This is a genomic window from Mesorhizobium sp. M1365 (assembly GCF_040317865.1).
Taxonomy (GTDB): domain Bacteria; phylum Pseudomonadota; class Alphaproteobacteria; order Rhizobiales; family Rhizobiaceae; genus Mesorhizobium.
Genome location: NZ_JAMYLG010000046.1, coordinates 17,272 through 39,043, shown reverse-complemented (window position 1 = coordinate 39,043; position 21,772 = coordinate 17,272). Strand labels below are relative to the sequence as shown.

The 21,772-nt window shown below is 60.5% G+C and carries 19 protein-coding genes, 9 pseudogenes and 1 riboswitch; of the genes and pseudogenes, 17 read left to right on the top strand and 11 right to left on the bottom strand.

Going from position 1 to position 21,772, the window contains the following annotated elements:
• The first annotated feature begins 362 nt into the window (after window positions 1-362).
• The 3 genes from NKH04_RS28900 to NKH04_RS28890 all read left to right on the top strand — a co-directional run bounded on the left by NKH04_RS28900 (window position 363) and on the right by NKH04_RS28890 (window position 2,660).
• Window positions 363-596 (top strand): ABC transporter permease family protein, encoded by a 234-nt coding sequence (locus tag NKH04_RS28900; protein ID WP_353045346.1) that lies wholly within the window; start codon window positions 363-365, stop codon window positions 594-596.
• Window positions 593-853, top strand: coding sequence for a hypothetical protein (locus tag NKH04_RS28895; protein WP_023721400.1), 261 nt, complete (start codon window positions 593-595; stop codon window positions 851-853). Before NKH04_RS28900 ends, NKH04_RS28895 begins: the two co-directional genes overlap by 4 nt.
• Window positions 854-1,577: 724 nt before the next feature.
• On the top strand, window positions 1,578-2,660 hold the full coding sequence (locus NKH04_RS28890; RefSeq protein ID WP_353045345.1) for an HPP family protein: 1,083 nt from the start codon (window positions 1,578-1,580) through the stop codon (window positions 2,658-2,660).
• Between the two features lie 116 nt (window positions 2,661-2,776).
• Here the strand turns inward: NKH04_RS28890 and NKH04_RS28885 are convergent, their stop codons facing one another.
• A complete protein-coding gene (locus NKH04_RS28885) occupies window positions 2,777-3,394 on the bottom strand; it encodes a cold-shock protein (protein ID WP_353045342.1) in 618 nt (205 codons plus the stop codon).
• 621 nt (window positions 3,395-4,015) lie between these two features.
• Between NKH04_RS28885 and NKH04_RS28875 the strand changes: the two genes are divergently transcribed.
• Entirely contained in the window at window positions 4,016-4,978 is a 963-nt protein-coding gene (locus NKH04_RS28875) for an NUDIX hydrolase (protein ID WP_023721404.1), read from the top strand.
• A 4-nt stretch (window positions 4,979-4,982) separates the two neighbouring features.
• On the opposite strand, the pseudogene NKH04_RS28870 reads toward NKH04_RS28875, so the two are convergent.
• A pseudogene (locus NKH04_RS28870) lies at window positions 4,983-5,324 on the bottom strand (transposase); the annotation flags it as partial.
• Here NKH04_RS28870 and NKH04_RS28865 point away from each other — a divergent pair.
• Window positions 5,321-5,548: pseudogene (locus NKH04_RS28865) on the top strand (PIN domain-containing protein); the annotation flags it as partial. The pseudogenes NKH04_RS28870 and NKH04_RS28865 sit on opposite strands and share 4 nt — an antisense overlap.
• A gap of 227 nt (window positions 5,549-5,775) precedes the next feature.
• On the opposite strand, the gene hemN reads toward NKH04_RS28865, so the two are convergent.
• Window positions 5,776-7,116 carry an oxygen-independent coproporphyrinogen III oxidase gene (gene hemN / locus NKH04_RS28860; RefSeq protein ID WP_353045341.1) on the bottom strand — a complete coding sequence of 447 codons (1,341 nt, stop codon included), beginning with the start codon at window positions 7,114-7,116 and terminating at the stop codon, window positions 5,776-5,778.
• A gap of 1,068 nt (window positions 7,117-8,184) precedes the next feature.
• On the opposite strand from hemN, the gene NKH04_RS28855 reads away from it, so the two are divergent.
• The 7 genes and pseudogenes from NKH04_RS28855 (at window position 8,185) to NKH04_RS28825 (ending at window position 14,848) form a co-directional block, all read left to right on the top strand.
• Complete coding sequence (locus NKH04_RS28855; protein WP_353045340.1) at window positions 8,185-9,342, top strand: porin; 1,158 nt, start codon at window positions 8,185-8,187, stop codon at window positions 9,340-9,342.
• A 545-nt stretch (window positions 9,343-9,887) separates the two neighbouring features.
• Window positions 9,888-10,004, top strand: a riboswitch (TPP riboswitch).
• Between the two features lie 104 nt (window positions 10,005-10,108).
• Window positions 10,109-10,666, top strand: a pseudogene (locus NKH04_RS28850) (phosphomethylpyrimidine synthase ThiC); the annotation flags it as partial.
• A 176-nt stretch (window positions 10,667-10,842) separates the two neighbouring features.
• A complete protein-coding gene (locus NKH04_RS28845) occupies window positions 10,843-12,375 on the top strand; it encodes a Fic family protein (protein WP_353012519.1) in 1,533 nt (510 codons plus the stop codon).
• 15 nt (window positions 12,376-12,390) lie between these two features.
• Complete coding sequence (locus NKH04_RS28840) at window positions 12,391-14,202, top strand: prenyltransferase/squalene oxidase repeat-containing protein (RefSeq protein WP_353045339.1); 1,812 nt, start codon at window positions 12,391-12,393, stop codon at window positions 14,200-14,202.
• The gene (locus NKH04_RS28835) at window positions 14,183-14,461 is read left to right on the top strand and encodes an N-6 DNA methylase (protein WP_353012522.1); all 279 of its coding nucleotides are present in this window, start codon (window positions 14,183-14,185) and stop codon (window positions 14,459-14,461) included. Before NKH04_RS28840 ends, NKH04_RS28835 begins: the two co-directional genes overlap by 20 nt.
• Before the next feature lie 70 nt (window positions 14,462-14,531).
• Complete coding sequence (locus NKH04_RS28830) at window positions 14,532-14,699, top strand: DUF4365 domain-containing protein (protein WP_353045338.1); 168 nt, start codon at window positions 14,532-14,534, stop codon at window positions 14,697-14,699.
• Window positions 14,696-14,848 carry a DUF4365 domain-containing protein gene (locus NKH04_RS28825; RefSeq protein WP_353012534.1) on the top strand — a complete coding sequence of 51 codons (153 nt, stop codon included), beginning with the start codon at window positions 14,696-14,698 and terminating at the stop codon, window positions 14,846-14,848. The genes NKH04_RS28830 and NKH04_RS28825 overlap by 4 nt, the downstream gene beginning before the upstream one ends.
• On the opposite strand, the pseudogene NKH04_RS28820 reads toward NKH04_RS28825, so the two are convergent.
• Window positions 14,840-14,995 (bottom strand): annotated as a pseudogene (locus NKH04_RS28820) (IS3 family transposase); the annotation flags it as partial. The gene NKH04_RS28825 and the pseudogene NKH04_RS28820 sit on opposite strands and share 9 nt — an antisense overlap.
• 32 nt (window positions 14,996-15,027) lie before the next feature.
• Window positions 15,028-15,244 (bottom strand): annotated as a pseudogene (locus tag NKH04_RS28815) (transposase); the annotation flags it as partial.
• Between the two features lie 217 nt (window positions 15,245-15,461).
• Here NKH04_RS28815 and NKH04_RS33310 point away from each other — a divergent pair.
• Window positions 15,462-15,587, top strand: a pseudogene (locus NKH04_RS33310) (IS110 family RNA-guided transposase); the annotation flags it as partial.
• Between the two features lie 98 nt (window positions 15,588-15,685).
• Here the strand turns inward: NKH04_RS33310 and NKH04_RS28810 are convergent.
• The 6 genes and pseudogenes from NKH04_RS28810 to NKH04_RS28790 form a co-directional block, all read right to left on the bottom strand.
• Complete coding sequence (locus tag NKH04_RS28810) at window positions 15,686-15,922, bottom strand: integrase core domain-containing protein (RefSeq protein ID WP_023680083.1); 237 nt, start codon at window positions 15,920-15,922, stop codon at window positions 15,686-15,688.
• Window positions 15,923-16,019: 97 nt separating this feature from the next.
• A pseudogene (locus NKH04_RS28805) lies at window positions 16,020-16,265 on the bottom strand (IS30 family transposase); the annotation flags it as partial.
• A pseudogene (locus NKH04_RS33305) lies at window positions 16,266-16,410 on the bottom strand (IS110 family RNA-guided transposase); the annotation flags it as partial.
• Between the two features lie 63 nt (window positions 16,411-16,473).
• Window positions 16,474-17,597: pseudogene (locus NKH04_RS28800) on the bottom strand (IS30 family transposase); the annotation flags it as partial.
• On the bottom strand, window positions 17,512-18,171 hold the full coding sequence (locus NKH04_RS28795; RefSeq protein ID WP_353045344.1) for an IS3 family transposase: 660 nt from the start codon (window positions 18,169-18,171) through the stop codon (window positions 17,512-17,514). The pseudogene NKH04_RS28800 and the gene NKH04_RS28795, both read right to left, overlap by 86 nt.
• Complete coding sequence (locus NKH04_RS28790; RefSeq protein ID WP_023680086.1) at window positions 18,150-18,500, bottom strand: transposase; 351 nt, start codon at window positions 18,498-18,500, stop codon at window positions 18,150-18,152. The genes NKH04_RS28795 and NKH04_RS28790 overlap by 22 nt, the downstream gene beginning before the upstream one ends.
• Window positions 18,501-19,246: 746 nt before the next feature.
• Here NKH04_RS28790 and NKH04_RS28785 point away from each other — a divergent pair.
• The 4 genes from NKH04_RS28785 (at window position 19,247) to NKH04_RS28770 (ending at window position 21,747) form a co-directional block, all read left to right on the top strand.
• Window positions 19,247-19,540, top strand: coding sequence for an SIS domain-containing protein (locus tag NKH04_RS28785; protein WP_353045337.1), 294 nt, complete (start codon window positions 19,247-19,249; stop codon window positions 19,538-19,540).
• Window positions 19,506-20,126 carry an SIS domain-containing protein gene (locus NKH04_RS28780; RefSeq protein ID WP_353045336.1) on the top strand — a complete coding sequence of 207 codons (621 nt, stop codon included), beginning with the start codon at window positions 19,506-19,508 and terminating at the stop codon, window positions 20,124-20,126. Before NKH04_RS28785 ends, NKH04_RS28780 begins: the two co-directional genes overlap by 35 nt.
• Window positions 20,117-20,209 (top strand): hypothetical protein, encoded by a 93-nt coding sequence (locus tag NKH04_RS28775; protein ID WP_353045343.1) that lies wholly within the window; start codon window positions 20,117-20,119, stop codon window positions 20,207-20,209. The genes NKH04_RS28780 and NKH04_RS28775 overlap by 10 nt, the downstream gene beginning before the upstream one ends.
• Before the next feature lie 863 nt (window positions 20,210-21,072).
• Window positions 21,073-21,747: a class I SAM-dependent methyltransferase gene (locus NKH04_RS28770; RefSeq protein ID WP_353012528.1), complete on the top strand. Its 675-nt coding sequence runs from the start codon at window positions 21,073-21,075 to the stop codon at window positions 21,745-21,747.
• Window positions 21,748-21,772 lie beyond the last annotated feature (25 nt).

Sequence of the window (21,772 nt, the reverse complement as noted above, 5' to 3'; positions counted from 1 at the left end):
ACGGCTCTGCAGGACGCGGCCTCGGTCGCCGGCCTGCTGGTCACCACCGAAGCCATGATCGCGGAGGCTCCGAAGAAGGAGTCGGTTGGCGGCGGCATGCCGGCTGGTATGCCCGGCGGTGGCATGGGCGGCATGGGCGGTATGGATTTCTAATCCAGCCCCCTATCAACCTACAGCGGAAAGGGCGGCAGCAATGCCGCCCTTTTTTGTGTGCCGAGCATGATCGACAGCTTTAGACGGGCAAGTCCTCTACCCAGCCTGATGGCGGCGAAGCGCAACGGCGTCATCGTGAGACGGGGTCTGGCCGTGTCCTTTCGTTCAGCCGCTGGTCGAAACTCGTGCTGCCTTCCGCCGTGCCGTCGATCTTTACAGGGCTGCGAGAAGGCCTTGCCAACGGCTGGCAGACCCTGGTTGCGGTAGAACTCATCGCATCGTTCGAAAGGCTCCGATACCTGATCGCCCATGGTCGTCAGCTCTTTCAATTGGAACTCGTTCTTTCGGCCATGATCGTGGTCGGCCTGACCGGATTGGGATCCACGGCCTGCTCACGTTTGCCTAAAACCATCTGCAACGCTGGCGTCCGGAGACCCAGATGAGCCTGATCACGATTACAGGTCTGGATAGGCTGTCGCACGGCGCTTCCATCGCACCGCCGCCCTTCCGCTTCATCGGCCGACATCTGCGGCCGCTTGAGCCGATGGCGCTGCTCGCGATTTGGGAGTTGCTCGCCCATGCCGGCGCTGCTGACCCACGTTTTCTACCGCCGCTGGAAGAGGTGGCGGCCGCGGCATGGCAGAGTTCAGCCGAGGTGGCCTTGGCTCCAATCTTCTGGCGAGCCTGGAACGTGACCTGATCGGTTTCGTGTGTGGCAGTGTGGCGGAAACGCGTTTGGTCTGGTGATCGGATTTTCCCGCCTCATCGAACGCCTGAGAGGCTCGTGGTCGCGGTTGTATTACCGCTATTACGTGACCTGATCACGTTGACGATGCCAGCACCTTCATTGGCCACTTTCTGGACCATGTACGTCACATCAGGCTCCCCCGCCCGATCGACACGAGCCGGCTCTGTAACCAAGCGGCCGTCATATAGCGGTTCCACAACGGCACTGGCGGCAGTCGTCTTCTCAGCGGCTACGGGTGGACGTTTCAGCATGACGCCAACGAATCCGATGGTGGCAAGGACAGGCAGACCAAGCACCGCGTAGAAGCTGTACTCCGCTGGAGTTCGCCTCGGAAGTGGAGCGACAAGGGCCTGATTTGTCTTGCCATGCCGACATTGTCAGCACGCTTTTCGAAGCCTCTGAATTCCTTAGTGTCCATCCCAGCTCGACCTCCGACCATCCCCATTTCCGGCTGCCCGCGGCACGGCAGCCCTCGGCCTCTAGCTGCGCTCGAGCGGATCAGCGTGCCGTCTGCCTTCTCTGGCCGATCAAAATGTCTGCACCCATTTGGCAATGGCCGTTTCGCGCAAAAGTATTCCCCCGTGAGCCGACTTTCCGAATTGGCTTAACTTCCAAATCTGTGGCTTTGCCTGCATTGCGGAGGGCGGAGTTCCGACCACTCGCCCAAGGGTATGCCATGGCGTTTCGTCTCTTTGTTCCGATCCTTGCCGGTGCAACGCTGCGCGAGCGGCTGCTCGCCTGCATCGGGGCCATGATCGGCATCGCGTTGACTGGCGTGATCAGTGCGCTGGCGAACGGGTCTGGCCCACATGTCGCACTGCTAGTTGCTCCAATGGGAGCATCGGCCGTGCTGCTCTTTGCCGTGCCTTCAAGCCCGCTGGCGCAACCTTGGTCGATTATCGGTGGCAATACGATTTCGGCGCTGGTCGGGGTGATCGTGGCGCATTTCGTGCGTGAACCCGTTCTTGCTACCGGCATTGCGGTGGCGCTGGCCATCGCCGCCATGTCGTTCACGCGCTGCCTGCATCCGCCGGGTGGCGCCGCCGCCTTAACTGCGGTGTTCGGCGGACCGGCCGTCTTCAGTTCCGGCTTGCTGTTTCCCTTCGTTCCGGTAGCGCTGAACTCGATCGTGCTGGTCGCACTCGGCTACGGCATCCATAAACTGTCGCGGCGCAACTATCCACATGTGGCGGCCCCCGCCCTTAAAAGCGCGCATGGAACCATCGATCCGCCGGCGCGGGAGCGGGTCGGCTTCCAGCCCGAGGATATCGATGCCGCGCTCGGCGCGCTGGAGGAAACCTTCGATATCGACCGCAACGATCTTGAGCGGCTGCTGCGGCAGGTCGAGTTGCAGGCGATGGTGCGCTCCCACCGCACCCTGCTGTGCGAGGACATCATGTCGCGCGATGTGATTTCGGTCGATGAACATGCGCCTGCCGACCAGGCGCGTCATTTGCTGCTCGATCACAACATCCGGACGCTGCCGGTGACCGACGCCGAGGGCGGGCTGGTCGGTGTAGTTGGCCTGCGCGAGCTGACGAAGGCGACCGACGCGGTGAGGGCTGTGATGTCGAAGGCTGGCACCGCCTCTCCCGATACGCGGGCCATGAGCCTGCTGCCGGTGCTCACCGACGGCCGCAGCCATGCCGTGGTCATCGTCGATGCCGAGCGACGCATTATTGGGCTGATCACCCAGACCGACCTGCTGGCAGCGGCAGCGCGCGTGCACATGGTGGACACAACGCTGGCAGCGGCATAAAATAGGGATCCGGACTTGCTCAATCCGGGAACCCGATGGGGCGCCAATAGGATAGCAGTATGGCGGCCGCCCGACGCTCTCCGGCATCTCCTTCGAGGCGAGCAATGCATCGCCGTCTAGGCAAGGCGAATGCTCCGGACTTCCCAGCCTTTCTTGCCTTGCCCGCCTTCGACAAACACCTTCTGTCCCGCCACCAGCACGCTGAGCCCTGAGCGCGTCAGGGCGCTGGCATGAACGAAGACGTCCTTCTCACCGTTGTCAGGAGCAATGAAGCCGAAGCCCTTTTCGGGTTTGTACCACTTGACCGTGCCCCCCCTCTCCAGCTGCGCACCGATTTCAACGAAGGTCCCTCCAGCGACGCGCGTATGTGACGGAGTTTTCGAGCGGTGATCGCCGATCTCCAGCACCTGCGCGACTTGATGACCTTTTGGACTTTTTTCGACCGTGATCTTGAGAGGCGTCCCCGCGGCAACATCCCGGCTTCCGGCCGCCTCTAACACTCGCACGTGCAGATAGGCCTCCGTGCCGTCCGACAGTTTGACGAAGCCAAAACCCTTGCTGACTGTGAACCACAATACCTCCGCATCGACAGGATCTGCCGTCACGGGCGGCGGGCGCTGAAAATAGCTTGGCTCGGAAGTCCGTTCCGAAAAGGAAACGGGGTCATCGTCATAGCGATGCCGGCGTGGCTCGCGATGGTCTCGATATTTGCCCATGATCATCTCGACTGGCATGGATGGCGCACTGCGCTACCGTCAAGATAATCTCAATCGGGCGACGCGTTTATGTCAAAAAGGCCGTGAAGGCCGCAGCTGTGCCCGGCCTATCGGCCGAACCCTTTGAAACTAGATTCATTTCCCCTGAAACAATAGTGCCGGCGAGTCGATTTACTGACTCGCATAGGTTGTGTTGGAGTGCGAGTGCGATGATGCTGGCGCGGGCGCACTGGAAGGGCTTTATCAGGCATTGCGGAAAGCCTGCTCCGGGTTTCTTCAAAAGGAACCGAACGGCGGGTCGACGACCATTTGCGCCGGCTCCAGGAGCGCAGGCCTGACCGTGCATGATTATCATCTCCAGCGTCACGCCCAGCGTCGACGCCAAGCCATGGAGAACCATGCCGCGCTGTCGCCGAAGAGAACAACGTCGGAATGTCGATCGACGAGCTTTGAATCGGCGCACTCAATGGGCCTCCTTCCCCAAGCACGGATGTCGCGTTGGCACTTTTTGTGCAGCTGCGAAGAGCTAAAATCGCCACGACGGGTGGTGTTGACGCGCCGACAATTATCAGACAAAAACGGAATTCAATCGGTTCAGCCGCTTACGCGGCGGGGCTCTGCTCAACAACCTCGGGGACCATGGACGAACGCGCAAAAGGGACTAGGAAAGGCGGAGCTGGAGGCAAGGCCAACGACGTCAATGCGGACTTGATCGCCGTTGTGGTCGCCATGGACAGCAGCGCCCCCTGCGTTCTGACCATCCCGCAGGCAAACGCCCTGCCCTCGGGCCCGTTCGAGCTTGCTCACCGTTCGCTGCAGTCGGGCCTCAGGGGATGGGTGGAACAACAGACCGGCCAGCCGCTCGGCTATATCGAACAGCTCTACACCTTCGCCGATCGCGACAGGGTTGGCGCTGACGACCGCGTGGTCTCTATCAGCTATCTGGCGCTCACCCACCAAGACGAAGCTGGCGACCCGGCCGGGCGACACTGGGGAAGCTGGTACGACTATTTCCCGTGGGAGGATCACCGCTCCGGCACACCGGCGGTCGTGTTGGACGAATTGCGGCCGCGCCTGATGGAATGGGCGGATGGCACTGACGACAGTACGACACGCCTCGACCGACGACGGCGGGCGGCGATCGCCTTCGGCTTTGACGACCGCCATTGGAACGAGGAACTCGCGCTTCAACGTTATGAGCTGCTCTACGAAGCCGCCCTGGTGGAGGAAGCAATACGCGCCGGACATTCCGCTGCGCCCACCTCGGTCTCGGGCAGATCGATGATCGCCGATCATCGTCGCATCCTGGCGACCGGCATTGCGCGGCTGCGCTCCAAGATCAAATACCGGCCGGTCGTATTCGAACTGATGCCGCCGGTCTTCACGCTTTTGCAGCTGCAGCGCACCGTGGAGGCGCTTGCCGGCAGGCTCGTACGAAAGCCGAACTTTCGCCGGCTAATCGAGCAGCAGGAGCTGGTCGAGGAAACCGGTGAGACAACCGCGGAAACCGGCGGCCGGCCGGCGCAACTTTATCGCTTCCGTCACGCCGTTCTCGACGAGAGGGTGATAGCCGGAACAAAATTGCCGCTCTCGCGGGCTTGACCCGCCTTGCGCCAGCAGCCCTGACGATGTCGCGGACGGCTTGGCCCTTGTGAGAACCGGGATTGTCGAGAATGACGATGTCGCCCGGCTTCAGTGTTTTGTTGAGTTCGGTTTCGACATAGACGCGAAAGGCCTGCGTATTGATGGGTCCGTCAATGACCCAAGGCGCCTCCACCCGATCCTGCCGCAGCGCGGTGATGAAGGTCATCGTCTTCCAATGGCCATATGGTGCGTGGGCCATCAGCCGCTTGCCGCGCACACCCCAGCCGCGCAACGGCGCCATGTTGGTCTTGACCCATGTTTCATCCAGGAAGACCAGCCGCGTAGGGTCAATGCGGGTCTGTGTCGATCGCCGAGATCCGGCGCGGCGCTGCCCTCATGGACAAAGGTCGGAAACGTGACGCACTGGCCGAATGGCTCGCCCGGGACCTGCCGCAGCGCTTCGAGTCGAGAGTCCTGCCGGTGGACGAACTGGTTGCCTTGGCCTGGGGCGACCTGACGGGCCTCGCGAAGCGGCGTGGCCGCGGTCTGTCATCGATGGACGGGCTGATCGCAGCCACCGCGATCTCCTGACCCATCACATGGCGGGGATCTTCATGCGCTGACGGCGAAACACCGAGATATCCCGCACCTACCACGATCAATATGGAAACGCCTCGGTGGCAGCCACGAGGTCGATGTCATTGAAGATGAGATGAAATAGGCGGATCAGCTCTGCTTTTCGCATCCTTGACGCGCGCTTCATGACAGGCCTCGGCCAAGGGCGTCGAGTTTAGCTTCCGGTTGGATGCTTGCCCTCACCTGGGGCTATGCTTACGGCCATCCCGATCGAGAAAAGCATCGAACGCGGCAGCGACAGCACGAATCACAAAGCGATGCTCCCGCCGTACGCGGACAAAACCGTTTTCGAAGTCCACTATCCCGTCCTCGGCCAGCATCGCCAAGCGTTCAGCTGAATCGAGAAGACGGATCGGATCAGATCCGTGGGCGGCACAGATTGCCTGCACATCGGCCTCGAGATCGCACATTAGTTGCTCGATAATTGCGGCTCGCACGCGGTCGTCGTCGGTGAGGCGATAGCCCTTTGACGTCGCCAGACGGCCAGCTGCGATATGCTGGATGTAGGAATCCCGTGTAACTTCGTTTTGAACGTACCCTTGGCCGATGCGGCCGATAGCCGACGCTCCGAAACCGATCAGGGTTCTGCAGGTGTCGGCCGAGTAGCCCAACGAGTTACGCCGCAGGCGACCGGTTTTCTGTGCCAGCGCGAGCTCGTCGTCCGGCAAGGCGAAATGGTCGAGCCCGATCTCTCGGTAGCCGGCGGCAATCAGCGTCACGGCCACAGCCGCATGCTGTTCAGCGCGGGCAGCGCTGTCCGGCAGAAATTCCTCCTCGATGAGGCGCTGATTCTTTATCTGGGCTGGAATGTGCGAGTACCCGAACACCGCAAGCCGGTCGGGGCGCATGGCGACCACCGCCCTCGCTGTCTCGACGCAGGATTGCACCGTTTGATGCGGGAGACCAAAGATGAGATCGAAGTTGATGCGGCTCACGCCGTGCCGACGCAGCATTTCCACGGCAGCCGACGTCTGGGCCTCGCTCTGGATCCGGTTGATCGCTTTTTGAACGATTGGATCGAAGCTCTGCACGCCGAGGCTCGCGCGGTTCACGCCGGCCGCTCCTAAGGCCTCGGCCATCTCGACCGTGAACGTGCGTGGATCGATCTCGATGGCGACCGTAGCTGTTTTCGACAGAGCGAAGCGGCGTCGCAGGAACTCTATCAGAGCGAGGAACTCGGGTGGTCCTATGAGAGACGGAGTTCCGCCGCCGAAATGTATGTCGCTCACGGGCAACGTCTGCGGCACTCGCTCCGCAACCAGACGGATCTCTTCACGCAGGGTCGCCAGATAGTTGAGGATCGGCGCATCATGGCGGGTGATGGTGGTGGGAAAGCCGCAATACCAGCACGCTGATCGGCAGAACGGAACGTGCAGATAGAGTGACACCGGACCGTCAGCCGGCAGGTTCTTGAGCCATTCCTCATAAGCCTCGGCGCCGACCGCCCCAGAGAACTCCGACACAGTCGGATAGATAGTGTACCAAGGCAGCCGGGCCTCTCGATATTTCGTGGTCTGCAACAGTTACCGTCCCATGCTGATAACCACCAACCTTACCGCTGCGCTCGCCTGTGTCTTTGCGCTATGTCAGTCCGTTCCGCTTTGGGCTCGAAACTTGTATTTCGCAGCAATAGCGGCCGTTCAATCTTGGCTGGATGGTCAGCGACTGGCCATGGCTGTTCCCGCCGCGACCCTCACGCGTGACCGTTTGGTTCCACCATCCCTTCCCTTCAGCCAGCGCCTGGTCGCGTAGATTCTGCTGAGCGGCTGCCGCATCCAACGAGATAACACCGCGTTGGGACCAGACCTTGCTCGCCAGCTAGCGCAGCCCCATGGTGATCTCTGGCATCTCGATGAGCTCGTTTTGTGAATTGCTGGCAAGAAGCATTAGCTGTGGCGCGCCGTCTATCAGGACGAGAGCCTGCTCGACGCGACCGTCAGGTCCGCCGCAATGCCAAGGCTGGCGCGCCTACTGACTCCCTGGTGAAGGCAAGGCTGCCTGGTGAAGGCAAGGCTGCGCGTTCAGCGCGTGATTACCGACCATCGCGCTCGCCAAAATGACGGCGTCGTACCGAGCGGCGCCCGCCGCATGATGTCTCAACGTCGGGACTCACAGCAAACAAAGCTGTCGCCATTGAACGAAACTGTCGCGAAGCGAACAGACGAACCGTAGCCGAAACGTTTGCCGTTCGTGCTTGGATTGATCCGCAAGGCAGAAAGGAAGGAAGAGCCAAGCAAGGTCCGCCGGCACACTTGAGCTTCAAGCCGCAGCTGCGTCGTCAGGATGGCACGTCATTTGCAATAGAAGCCTTTGTGACGGCCCGCCCACAACTAGCGGAGATGACCGGTGATGGTTTGTACAGAAATGTTGAATGGCGTCGTTTCGGCAATAATTATATTTGTAATAACAATTGCATATCTGTAACAATAATACCCGATAGTATTCTCAATTTCTCATGAACATCTGGCATGACGAGAGCATCAAAACTGCTCAAAAATTCACTCAATGCGCATCGTTATCGAATGGTTCCTTAGCAAAAATTCATTCACTGACGTCCATCCCTTTTACTGTTTGAACGGAGATCAACAATGAACATTAGGAGCCTCCTCCTCGGCTCAACTGCGGCACTGATTGCCGTTTCCGACGCTCGCGCCGTGACCGCCGTTGCCGAGCCTGACCCGACTGAGTACGTTAAAATCTGCGACGTTTACGGCTCGGGCTACGTCTACATTTCAGGCACTGAGACCTGCCTGCGCATCGGCGGCTATGTCCGTTACGACATCGGCTTGCGCCATGTCGGATTGTTTGACCACGCAAGAACCTCCGATGTGAGGACTGGTGAGCATCAGGACACATGGCAAAACAACACGCGCTTCACATTGAAAACTTGGACCGGCCAGGAGACCGAACTCGGCACGTTGAAGACCTACACCGAAACCCGCATGAACTTCGGTAACCGCCACACTTCGGTTTCGGACAGTTCTCGGTCCTATGCCTTCAACGGAGACAGCACCTTGACTTTCGCCTGGATTCAGCTTGGTGGCCTCCGAGTTGGTAAGGACTGGTCGGCCTTCGACATGTTTATTGGCGGCGCGGTTGACGTACTCAACCAGACGCCGGTTCCGTACGGCGCTTTCGATACCAATGTGGTTCAGTACTACTTCGACGCGGGGGCCGGCTTTTCGGCCGTGGTTTCGCTCGAAGAAGGCTCGGGCGTGGTCGGCACAATCGACAGCTACTCTCCGCACGTAGTCGGCGGCTTGAAATACACACATGGCTGGGGCGCGATCACCGGCGTTGCCGCTTATGATAGCAACTACGAATCGGTGGCCGCCAAGGTCCGTGTCGACATCAATGTCACCAACGAACTGTTGCTGTTCGGAATGCTCGGCTACGGTTCCAACGGCAAGCTCAACGACGACTCCACGAACGCCATCGACGCTCATGGTCGCGGCTTCTATAAGAGTTGGGGTGGGAACTGGGCTTTCTGGGCTGGCGCCACTTACAAGCTCAACGAGACAACTTCGTTCAACCTTCAGCTCTCCGGTGATCAGCTCAAGAACCATGGTGTCGCTGCAAACGTCGCCTATGCGTTTCTTCCAGATTTCACAGTTACGGCGGAACTCGACTATAGCCGCTACGGCAACTTCGCCGTCGGCAAGGTGGACGCTTCCAACGTGAACTGGACCAACGCCAACAAGAAGAGCGGTGTCGCCGGAATCCTGCGTTTCGAACGCTCATTCTAACGGGATGAAAGGGTTGAGCTCGAGATCCGGTTGAGCGGACCAATCCCGCAACACTCCAAGAGAACGTCGTATGGAAGCTATACGAGATTGGAGCCTCGATCTCGGGGCCGGACGATGTTTCATATCAGATCTGGTCCGGATGATCGCGCAGGCGATATTCATCGCTGTGTTTTGATCTGCAGCTCTTTCATTTCCTCATCCCTTCCGCCCGCTTGACGGACCCTGCCATCCAGCAGTACCCGGCCAGGTTTCAGGTCCGAACTTGAAGGCCCAGTCGGGTCAGGACGTGTTCGACTTGTTGAGCGATTGTGGGGGTGCGGCCCAACGCACTTGAAAATCGCAAATGGATCGCCTCCGTTCAGCCATCCCCGCGGAAATTCGGGCGCGAGAGAACAAGCTCCAGAGCATAAGCGAGGCTGATCGAGGAACAGACGATTCTCAGGCGACGCTCCATCCGATCTTGCGCCTGGCCGAGACGATCGCCCGACGATCACCGGCGCGGGCCGAATGCGCTTGACGAGATAGTTCCGGCCCCCTCAATTTGAGGCATTCACCAGGGGAGTCCCGGCAAGGGGCTGAGATACTGCTGGCTTTCGCGGCGCAGTGACCCGTTGAACCTGACCCAGTTCATACTGGCGTAGGGACGGTGCAAGCGCTTTGCGGGAGTTTACGCCCGAGGTCCTGTTTCGGCAGGTCGACAGAAGCGTCTTTTCATCCTCCCGGCACAGAACTGGGTTTCCAATGCAACCAGCAAAGGAGCCTCAAGATGAATGCCCTCAGCCCCGCCGTCTCGACGGGACCGCTGCCTGCCTCACGGAAAATCCACAGGTCCGGCGTCCTCTATCCGCACATCAAAGTGCCGATGCGCGAAATCTCCGTCCACCCGACGGCCGGCGAACCGCCCGTCACCGTCTACGATCCGTCCGGCCCCTATACCGACCCGACTGTCGAAACCAGCATCGACAAGGGCTTTGCCCGGCTTCGCCACGAGTGGATCTTGGCGCGCGGCGATGTCGAGGCCTATGAAGGCCGCCATGTCCGGCCGGAAGATAATGGATTCGCGGCGGGCGAACGCCTGACGCCGGAATTTCCCGTGCGCAACCGGCCGCTCAGGGCCAGGTCGGGCAAGGCAGTGACCCAGCTTGCCTATGCGCGCACCGGCATCATCACCCCCGAAATGGAATTCGTCGCCATCCGCGAGAACCTCGGCCGCGAGATCCTTCGAGGCAAGCTGCAACGCGACGGCGAAAGCTTCGGCGCAGCCATTCCCGATTTCGTCACGCCGGAATTCGTCCGAGAAGAGGGAGCTGGGTCTCGGCCCATCCGGGTAACGATCCTTCGCGCGGCTATGGAAACGATCGCACTTGCCGATTTTCGCATAAAAAACTTGTTGTCGCACGACTTAAAAAACTTGCAACTCCACAGCATCATTGACTTGTCGCCTATCAGCACTATATACTTGTAATCGCACAGCTCTAAAAAAGTTGCAAAGGCACGGCCATGGCCAAGCCCCATGAAAAACTCGCTGTATCACTGGCCGTCCTCAAAGAGCTGCAGGAGGGTGGGCGGCGCATATTCAAATCAGATGAGCTGACGCGCGTCCACCGGGAGCGGCTGCTGCAGAACGGGTTCCTGCGCGATGTTATCAAAGGCTGGCTCATGTCGACCGGCCCGCAGGCACAGCAGCAAGACACCACCCCCTGGTACGCGAGCTTCTGGGAGTTCTGCTCCCTTTACTGCAATGACCGGTTCGGCAAGGACTGGTTCCTGTCACCGGAGCAGTCGCTGCTTCTGCACGCGGAAGCGCCCACTATTCCGCCTCAGGTGGTGGTGAACACCCCCAAAGGCACGAATAACAAAATCGACCTGCTGTTCGGCACTTCGCTCTATGACCTCAAGGTCAAGGAGATGCCGGCCGAACTGACAGAGAAAAACGGCCAGCGCGTGTTCACTATCGAGGCCGCCCTTACCCGGGTGCCGGAAGCGTTCTTCCAGCGCGCCCCTATCGAGATGCAGATCGCCATGGCGTCGGTGCGCGACGTATCAACCGTTCTGGCCCTGCTGCTTGATGGCGGCCATTCCGCCGTGGCGGGACGGCTTGCGGGGGCCTTCCGTCGCGTAGGACGCGACTCCTTTGCCGATGAAATCGTGGCCGCCTTCAAAGCCGCCGGCTATGACGTGCGCGAATCCGATCCGTTCGCGGGACAAATTGGAGTGACAACCATTGCGGCGGGCGTACCGCCGTTGGTCGCCCGCCTGCGCGCGATCTGGCAATCGCAGCGCGAAGCCATCATCGAGATATTCCCGAAGACACCCGGACTGCCGTCCGACAAAGACGCCTATATGAAGTTCGTCGAGGATATCTACGAAAGCGACGCCTACCATTCGCTGTCGATAGAAGGGTACAGCGTCACCCCGGAACTCATCGACCGGGTGCGCGAGGGGAGCTGGAATCCGGAGATTGATGAAGAGGACCGCAAGAACCGGGATGCGCTTGCCGCGCGTGGCTACTACCTCGCATTCCAGAAGGTCAAAGACTCTGTTGCCGCGATCATCAACGGCAAGCCAGCCGGCGCGTTGACGCGGGACACTCACCGGGAGTGGTACCGGGAGCTGTTCGCGCCGTCAGTGACCGCCGGCATCCTCAAAGCCAGCGCGCTTGCGGGATATCGCAATCACCCTGTGTACCTGCGCGGCTCGCAGCACGTGCCGCCGCGTACCGGAGCGGTGGCCGATGGTATGAATGAGCTGTTCGACCTGCTGGAGGCGGAGAAGGAGGCCTCCGTGCGTGCCGTGCTGGGGCATTGGCTTGTGGGCTATGTGCACCCCTATCCGGACGGCAACGGACGGATGGCGCGGTTCCTCATGAACGCGATGCTGGCTTCAGGCGGTTACCCCTGGACAGTCGTCAGAGTCGATGACCGGAAGGCCTACCTCGCAGGGCTGGAGGAGGCGAGCGGCAATATGAATGTGAAAACATTCGCCGCCTTTCTCGCCGAACGGGTGAAGTGGTCTATGGAGAAGGCGGCGTGAGGTCGGTGGTGTGCCATGTTTAACTTGCTTGTCTCGGGCCACGGCGAGTGGTGGGAAACGCCGCCGTTCACGTCAACCATTGACCGGTTCAAGGAATATAGCGGCGCCGAGGCCGAGGCTATCGACCTCGCGCGCCCTGAAACATTGCGCCGGCTGGAGGAAATCCCGGCGCTGTTGATGTACGAAGTCGGGGCGGGAGGCCCGCACGCTCGCGTGGTCCGGCACGGCCGCATACGCAATATCGTTCGGCGCGGACACGAACTGGCCTTCACCTTCGAGCCCGATCCGGAACATGCCTTTCTCGACCGGTCAGCGGTGTTGAGAATTGCGGACCGGCTGGGCATTCAACAATTCGAACAGCACCGTACGCACTGGGCTATCAAGGATGGTGACATTCCGGCCGAGCTGATTGCCACCGGCACCGCTGAACGGGCGCAGCGCACCGTTGCCGTGGTTGCGGCAGAATATGTAGAAGCGCGCCGCGAGGGACGAAGGAGAGAAGCTGCCGAACTGGCCGAAGAACTGGAGGATTTTCCTCCCTCGCTGGAAAAAGCACTGTCGCTCGTGCCGGCGCGTATCCTTCAGCAGCCGACACCCGAATTATACCCGATCCTTGGGATAGAGCCCCGCACGCCCGAAGGCCGCAATGCCGTCGTGGCCGTCGTCGCAAGGGATCACAATGGGCAGGACTTGCCTGCCGACTGGTCTTATTCGCTGGCGTGGTTCCTGGACCTTTACGGCAGCGCGACGGAAGCGGGGCGCCTTGACGGCGCGCTGGCCGAATGCGCAACGCATATGATCGCGCTCGGCACTGGCGAGGGAGAAGCCGCCGCCCCGGTTGAAGATATCGGCTACGCACTCTGGCGCTGTTCGCGAAGCCCGAAACTTATCGGCGATCTGCGCCGGGAAATTGCGGTCCTGACTGATCGCCTCGTGCGCCGCCAGGAGGGTGGGGGCTACTGGAATGAAACTAGAGAAGGGGTTCCCCGGCCCGGCCTGCGCGCCACGGCCCTTGCGACAGTCGCCCTTCAGCGGCTTGGCGATGACCGCTACCACGACGCAATTCGGAAAGCCGTGTCATGGCTGATCACACAAGTTATTCCTGACACAGGCGCGCTTCCGCGCGACGCGGGCGACGACGATCCCGAGGTCATCGCCACGACACTCGCGATGGAGGCTATTCGCCGGTCTGATTTTGTCGATGACGTGCCCCACGTGCTGGCGGCTGGAGATGCCTGGCTGGTCTCCGGTCAGACCGTGCTGGGAGGCTGGCAGGCAGAGCCGTGGGCAGAGGATTTTGTCGCGGCCTTGGTGCTTGAATATCTCGCGCGCCAAAACGAGATGCTGCCGCAGGTCGATGGCTTTCTCCTGATGGCGCGCGACTTCTTCCGCAAGGCAGAAGAGCTGCAGCTGGAAGGCGGCGCCAATAATCGGCGGCTTGCTGCCATAGCGACCGTGCATGCTGTGGAAATGTTCCTTTATGGGCTGTTTGAGCGGCGGGAAGATTTGGCGCTGTCAGCCTTCCGCGAAAACGGCACTGAGACGCTCGGCCCCCGGGAAGCGCTCGGCGCTCTGCAGGCTGCGTTGCAACGGATCGGGGTGCTGCACGCGCCGCAACGGCTGTCCCACCGCGACAATCTGAGTGCGTTGGCCGGGCGGCGTGACGGGATCATCCATCGCGCTCACGAAATTAGCGAAGCGGAACTCAGAGACGGGATGAAGCATGCCCGGCGCTTTATCGTTTACCAGTTCGGCAGCAACGAGCGCCGATGGCGACGACATTCTCGGCGATGCCTACGAATATCTGATGCGCCATTTCGCGACTGAGAGCGGAAAGAGCAAAGGCCAGTTCTACACCCCCGCCCAAGTCAGCCGTATCATGGCGCAGATCATCGGCATTCGGTCCGCCAAGACCAGCGGCGACACCACCGTCTACGACCCGACCTGCGGATCGGGATCGCTGCTGCTGAAAGTGGCCGACGAGGCCGGGAACCAATGTCGCGCTCTACGGGCAGGAGAAACGATCATCATGCCGGGGTGTGTCAGCCGGTCGTTGATAGGTGTGGCGGCGAACATCTTGCCATGATTAGGGGGAAAATCACTGCGACCAAGAAATTTCCGTGCTCGATGTTGCTAGATTGTTCTATAGTTCATGCATGTCAAAAACCATTACGCCGAATCAGCTTTTGGGAGAACGAGGCGAGGCTGCGGTCCGCCTGCGCTTCCTCGACATGGGCTTTCAGTTTGATTCGCGTTCTCGACTGGAGAGCGGGATAGACGGCATTGCCGAGGTTATGGTTATGGGCAGCCTTTGGCCAGGATGATCGCGGTTCAAATTAAGACCACCGAGACCGGCAAATATGTCGGTGAAAACGATGGTGGATTTAGCTACCTGTTAAAGAGCGAAGACCTCGCCTATTGGAAGCCCTCGAACTGGCCTGCTGCCGGTTTTTCGGACACGAGGTTAAGCTAGCATAGCTTGTTCCTCGAACTCGACAGGGCTCAGATAGCCCAGCGTCGAGTGCCTTCGCCGAGGCTTATAGAAGCGCTCGATGTAATCGAACACATCCGCCCTCGCGTCATCTCTCGTCCTGTAGACCTTGCGGGCTGTCCGCTCGGTCAACGAGGTCACCGCAACCGCCGTCCCGGCGCCGCTCGCCGCTTCATATAGATAGGTTCGCAACAGCCGATCTCCCCAGCGTGAGACGCGACCGTTGATGTCCGTTTCACCGGACTGCTTTCGTCGCGGTGTCAGGCCAAGATAGGCGCCTACGTTGGCGGCCGAACGAAAGCGCGAGGGATCGTCGATCGTGTGTCGGAAGGTGAGCGCGGTCACCACGCCGACGCCGGGAACTGTCATCAGCCGGCGTGTGGTCTCATCGCCAAGGGCAAGACGCCGGACTTGCCGATCGAGCTTCTCCTGCTCTCGACAGACCTGCTCGTGAATGGTCACCAGAGGCTGGATAACCGGCAGAAGCTCATGCCCGTCGACAACCAGTTCCACGACCTTTCGGCGAAACTGCGCACCGATTGAGCGCCCGAACTGCAGCCCGTACTCTTTCAGCATCGACCGAACCTGGTTTCGAGATCGCGGCGCCATGTCTAGCTGGCTCTGGCACGAGCTCACAAGAGTCGGGTTGCCGGTCGTCTGCATCGATGCTCGGCATACGAAGGCGGCGCTTTCGGTGCGGATGAACAAAAGCGACGAGAACGCATCGGATTTGAGACGGGCGCAGCAACGACAGCAATTACGTCATCGTGTGCAAAATTTGGAAGCCGATCTGGAGTGCGCCCCTCGGACCGGACAGGGTCAAGCGGCAGTTTTGACCATCTGCCGGGCGTGTTGGTCCTCGAACTGTTGCGGGCTGAGATAGCCGAGCGCTGAGTGCAATCGGCGGGTGTTGTAAACCTCATCAATGAAGCGGGGAAGGTCCTCAGCGACGTCGGCGAAGGTTTCGTAGGCCATCGGATAGACGGCTTCGACCTTCATCGTCTTCATGAAGCTTTCCGCTTTCGCATTATCGTAGGGATTGCCCCGCCGGCCCATCGATCCAATAAGATCGTGCTCGGCGAGAACGTTGCGGTAGAGGAGTGCGGCATATTGGGCGGATTCAAGCGGTCGTCGCAACACTGATTGTGTTCACTCACGACAGCAACTCGTCAAGCGCCTCTGCCGGCGTTTTCCAGCCAAGGGTTTTTCTCGGCCGGGCATTAAGGGCCGCGGCCACGGCGGCGATCTCGTCGGCGCTGTGGACACTCAGGTCGGTGCCCTTCGGGAAGTACTGACGCAGCAGCCCATTGGTGTTCTCGTTGGTGCCGCGCTGCCAGGGGCTTTGCGGATCGCAGAAGTAGACTTGGACACCCGCGTCGATCTTGAGACGATCGTGCTGAGCCCGCCGCGCGCTTGCGCAGCAACTCAGCCAGCGCTCCAGGATCGGACTTCGCTTTCCCTTGAAAGACAGGTTTGCCAGCGTCATCGACCACGCAAACGCTGGTCTCTCGCTGCGACACGTCCAATCCGACATATTGCTTCACTGCAGCCTCCTTACTCTCAGTGGTCGGCGGCTTTGCCGTCGGCCGAACCTCCGTTCAAAGGAGCATTTCGGCTCCCTGATCCCAGGTCAGCGAACGGCGCAGTTCTTCGGGCAAGGTGATGATGGTGCGCGTAATCGCGTCGCGCACGGCTTCGGCTCCGTGTCCCGCGAGAGCAGGGCCATTCTTCATGCGCGGAGCTTCGCCATGCCCCGCAAGCCGGGGAAGATGCAGCAACATCGTGAAGCGTGTCGTACACTCAACCAGCGTGCCGATCGCCGAGCTGCCAAGACCAAGGATGAGGTCTCCTTCCCAGTGACCCGGCACCGCGCGATCGGCCGCTTCGGCGGGGCGTTGACTGATCATAATCTCCGGCAAGACAAAGCTCTTACCTCGACTGCGTACGCGGGCCCTGGGGACCCGCAGCACGCGCCCCGTTCGCAAGCAGGCCGACAGTTCGCGGCGCAGCACTCCGCGGCCCTGAACGAAGAGGGCTTGATAGATGGCTTCGTGGCTGATGCGCATCGTCTTGTCGTCCGGGAAGTCGATCGGCAAGCGTCGGGCGATCTGCTCCGGGCTCCAAGCCCTGGCCCATCGCCGATCCTTTCGCGGACCGTGCCGGCGGCCCTTCCACCGAACGGCCGGACCAGGAACGGCGGCGCCACTTGGGCCACGACAACGCCGGCCAGTCGCTGCTCCACATAAGTGCGCAAGGTTGTGTTGAGCGCAAGCTTGGTCGGTTTGGGCCGACGGGCCGATCGGTCGGCGTGCCATTGGGCTGTCGATGCACGATATTCCAGCCCGCCGCTGCGCGTCGCGGCATTGCGTCGTAGCTCACGGGAGATGGTCGAGGCGGATCGGCCAAGTCGGCGTCCGATCTCGCGTCTCGAAAGGCCCTGAACGCGAAGAAATGCGATCTCCTCACGTTCCGCAAACGCAAGGTATCGCTCTGACGGCGGCTTGGTGGAAGATCTGAACATTGCTGGTGGCATACCGCCCGCCTGTCGGAACAATCTGGTTCCAACAGGCTGCGACATACCAGCCGCCAGCGCAGCATCTTCGCTGGTCAGCCCCTGCGCTATCCCCAACCAGAATCGCTGGAGTTCAGATCGCCCCGCCACTGGCGGACGTCCTGGTGAAGGTAATGGCGCTCGTCCAGACCGTGCCGATCGCCGCTTTCGAATGCTCATCGCAACCTCCAACTTCAGAGTGTTGCGACGACCGCTTGAATCCGCCTTGCGACCCTCGGTCCGAGTGATGGACGCAGCCCGGCGGGGGTTTTCGTCGTTCGATTGCCGCCTTCAATGCTGCAACGGTCAAGCGCGCGTCGATCGACCGACCGATGGCGTAACCAACGACCTTGCGTGACCAGGCATCCAAAATGACCGCGACGTAGACGAAGCCCGCCGCAATCGTCACGTATGTTATGTCGCTCACCCAGAGCTGGTTCGGGCCGTCGGGTGTCACGTTCTTCGCCAGGTTCGGGAAGATCGGCAACTCGTAATCGCTGTCCGTAGTGGCGATGAAGCGCCGCCTGATCCTGGGCTGCAGATCGTGCTCGCGCATCAACCGTCTGACCTTCTTGTGGTTGACGACGATGCCGCGCTGCCGCAGCGCCGCCTGCATGCGGCGATAGCCGTAAGCTTCGAAGCCGTCGGAGATCTCACCCATCGTCTCGACGAGCGCTGTGTCATCCACGGCGGTTTCGGGCTGATCGTAGTAGGTTGATCGCGCGATCCCCATCAGCCGGCATCCTTCAGCGATGGAGACACCGCCGGGCCGGTGATCACGGATGTAGTCCCGCTTCTCGGACGTGGTGCGCTTTTCAGAGCCCCCTTTAGAAACTCAATTTCCAAGGCTTGCCGGCCTACCAGCCGCTCCAGCGCTGCGATCCGCGCCTCATAGGTCTGCATCGTGTCGGCCGCCGCCACGTCTTCGTCGAAGGAGCCGGCCTCGTATTTCTGAACCCAGATGCGGATCAGGTTACGCGGCAGTTCGTGCCGCTTGGCGAGACCATGCAGCGTCTCGCCGGACAGGAACTCCTGCACTACCTGACGTTTGAACTCGATGCTGTGCGTGCGATAAGTCACCATGGGCTTCCATCCTTCGAAAGCCCGGCTTCCAAGTCAATTCTGCTTGTTCATCCTGTCCGGTCCGAGGGGCGCACTCCAATCGGGGGGCAGTTTCGGAACCGCACGACGCAGCCAGCCGGCACTGCCACTACCAGAGCGGCCGCTGTGGCGGCGGGAACCGTGCCATGTCCACACAGAGAGGATTTGGGCCGCAGAATCCTCATAAAGATTTCTGATAATTAGTTTGAAGGTTTTGTCGCGACCTCGCACCTTGACCACAACGACCCCAACAGCAGAGCGGTCAGAGCGGGCGAGAAACCGTTCGCCGCCGCATCAAGTGACGTGGCAGTGCCTTGGCACTTGTTCGCAGGCCGTTCCGCGGATCACTCGCCTCCCTTTTCGGTCGCACTTGGGCCGCCGCATTAACGGGGTTGTCACGAGAGCATTCGATTCACATGATGGGCAACCGAGCAGTTCGCCAGTGTCACCAACTTCGCCCATAACGTTGATACTTTAATCCGTACCCGGAGCGACTGTCACGTTACAAAACTGCAGCAATAACCTAACAAAAAGATAACCCCCGTTTTCCGAGCGGGCGGCCATACTGCCGCCATTTCGACGTCACGCGAGAGTGGCAAGAATCGTCGCTTAGGATGGAGGCTGCCATCATGGCTATTGTTAGCTCCGGGCTTGCAGTCCTGCACCTGCACGAAGAACAAGCTCAGCAACATTCCGGTGGCAGGAGCTCTAGCGACAGGAACATAGTAATGCTTGAGCGGGCCAGGGCCATCATCCGCCAAGAGGCCGCCGCGTTGGAAAGCCTTTCAAACAGGATCGATGAGAATATCTGCCTGCTCGCGGACCACATCTTCTCTTCAATGGGCATTGTCGTCGTGTGCGGCATCGGCAAGTCGCGACTGGTCGGAGAAAAGATCGCCGCAATTCTGACATCCACCGGCACGCGATCGATTACACTCGACCCAGTCGATGCCTTACATGGGGATCTCGGGCGCGTGCGTGCCGGGGATGTCATTCTCGCACTCTCCAATTCAGACTGCTGAACTTCTGCAACTCATCCGCGCTGCCCGGCAGTTCTCTGTCATCGTCGCCGCGGTCACGGGACGGGCCAGCTCGTCGTTGGCGGAGGCTGCCGACGTGGTGCTTGACATTGGGTTGATGCAGGAAGCCTGTGCGCTTGGTCTGGCTCCGACCACCTCGACCATGGCCATGGCGGCGATGGGCGACGCCCTAGCGCTGATCCTGCAGGAGCGGCGAGGTTTCACGCGCCAGGATTTCGCACGTCTTCACCCGGGTGGAAGTCTCGGACGGGAGCTGATGCAAGTACGCGACCTGATGTGGCCACTTGAAGCGATCCCTGTTTTCCGGCCAGATACACCGCTGTCGGCAGCGCTCTCTTCGATGTGCCGCGCGCCCCGAAAGTTGGGCGTCGGCGCAGTCATCGGCGAGCAGAGGAGGGTCGTCGGGATTTTGAGCTGGGAGTTCATCGGCCGACTAGTTGAGCATGGCGCAAGTCCCGACCTCAACGATCCGGTGGAGCGGCATATGCAGCGGCCCTTCGCCACGTTTCCGGGCACGCGTCTCTCGACCGAGCCGCGCAGCTCTTCCGTGAGCACGAAATCGAGCTGATGCCAGTGCATGATGACCGGGAAGAGTTCGTGGGCCTAATCTCTCGCCAGGACGTCCTGAGCCATCCTGAATGGCGATTTTGATAGCGCAAGTGGCGATCGTTGGATGGTTTGGCACCGACTCTCTTGATGGCGGTGTGGATCACGGCAGGGCTTGCATGATGCGCGCCTTAGCGAACAGCTTCGAAATCGTGTGCAGATCCAGGAGGCCACAGGATTGTACTGCCACACTCCGGGAGTGTGTAACTGTGAGCCGCAGAGCGGTGACAACCTCGATCTCGGCGGTGCCAGGGTAAAAGGGGGTCTCGGCATGTTCCGTGCCAAGGTGAGAAATGTCTTTACCAAAATGATAGCTGCATGAGTGTCTCATGTCCGACTTTGTTAGATTGCAGGCAAAGCGGAATGGAGGGTCGTGCCCCTCGAGTGGCGCAGGTCGGAGGTGCCGAAGTCGCTCGTGAGCACGCCCTCAACAGCGCTGAAGCGAGCGAGCGGCGTTGCGTCGATGTTCCCCGGCAAGTCGGGTTGCTGATAGCAACCTGATTCAAAGGAACCGCCGAAGACGGACCACATGTTGACCAGTTCAGTTCAAGCTCTGGAGAAGACCGCCGACGCTAAAATTCGAGCTTTCCCGAAGATGGGGTGGGCGGCCATCTATTCGAGCGGGAACGCTCGGTGCAGTGCACTTCCACTGCATTAGCTTTCACTCAATTCCAAGGCCCACGGCCAGTTCGAAACGCACCCTATCCCCCGTGCGCGGCAGCACGTTCAATCCTAGCCCCGAGAGCAAGATATATCGTCCCACCCCGAAAGCGCTTCGCGTTCGGCGCCTGTCCAACGTCCGATAATTTCGGATACGCAGATCTATCCCAGCCTTTAAGCGGTTTCTCATTTGGCACGGTACATGCGCGGCCATCCGCAAACACGTCACGGACCAAGGAAATTGTTCCATGATCAACTCACCAAAAAACACCGCCGAGGCGGGTCTCCCGGACCCATCCAAGGATGACGCTCGAGTGAGGCCTGGCATCCGCGGCTCGCAGGCGCTGTCGCGGCTGCTCCAATACCCGCAGGTGCGCAAGATCCTCGACGTCGGGTCCGGAGCCGGCGAGCACGCCGCAATGATCCGGGCGACCGGCCGGAGCACGGTTATGGTCGACCTAGCGCCGCCTGCCGATCATGTCGGCGATTTCATGGAATGGCGCGGCGGCCATCGCGAATTCGATGCGGTCTGGGTCTGCCACGTGCTGGAGCACCAACCGAATTCGAACGCATTCCTGAGGGCATGCCTGGATCGCCTTCGCCCCGGCGGCCTGATCGTGGCGACGGTTCCGCCGATGAAGAATGAGATTGTGGGCGGGCATGTGTCGCTCTGGAACGCGGGGCTTCTCCTTTATCACCTGATCCTGGCGGGATTCGATTGCCGCCATGCGCGCGTAGGAACCTATGCCAGCGGACCTGGGTATCCGGTCTACAACATCAGCGTCGTCGCCACAGCGCCGGGGCTCCCGATCCGCCTGCCTCCTCTCAGGATGGACGCTGGAGATATCGAGCGCCTAGCTGACTTCTTTCCTTGCCCAGTTCGTCAGGGATTCGACGGTCGGCTTCCCGACATAAACTGGTGACCGAATGCATCGTCTCACTGACCAC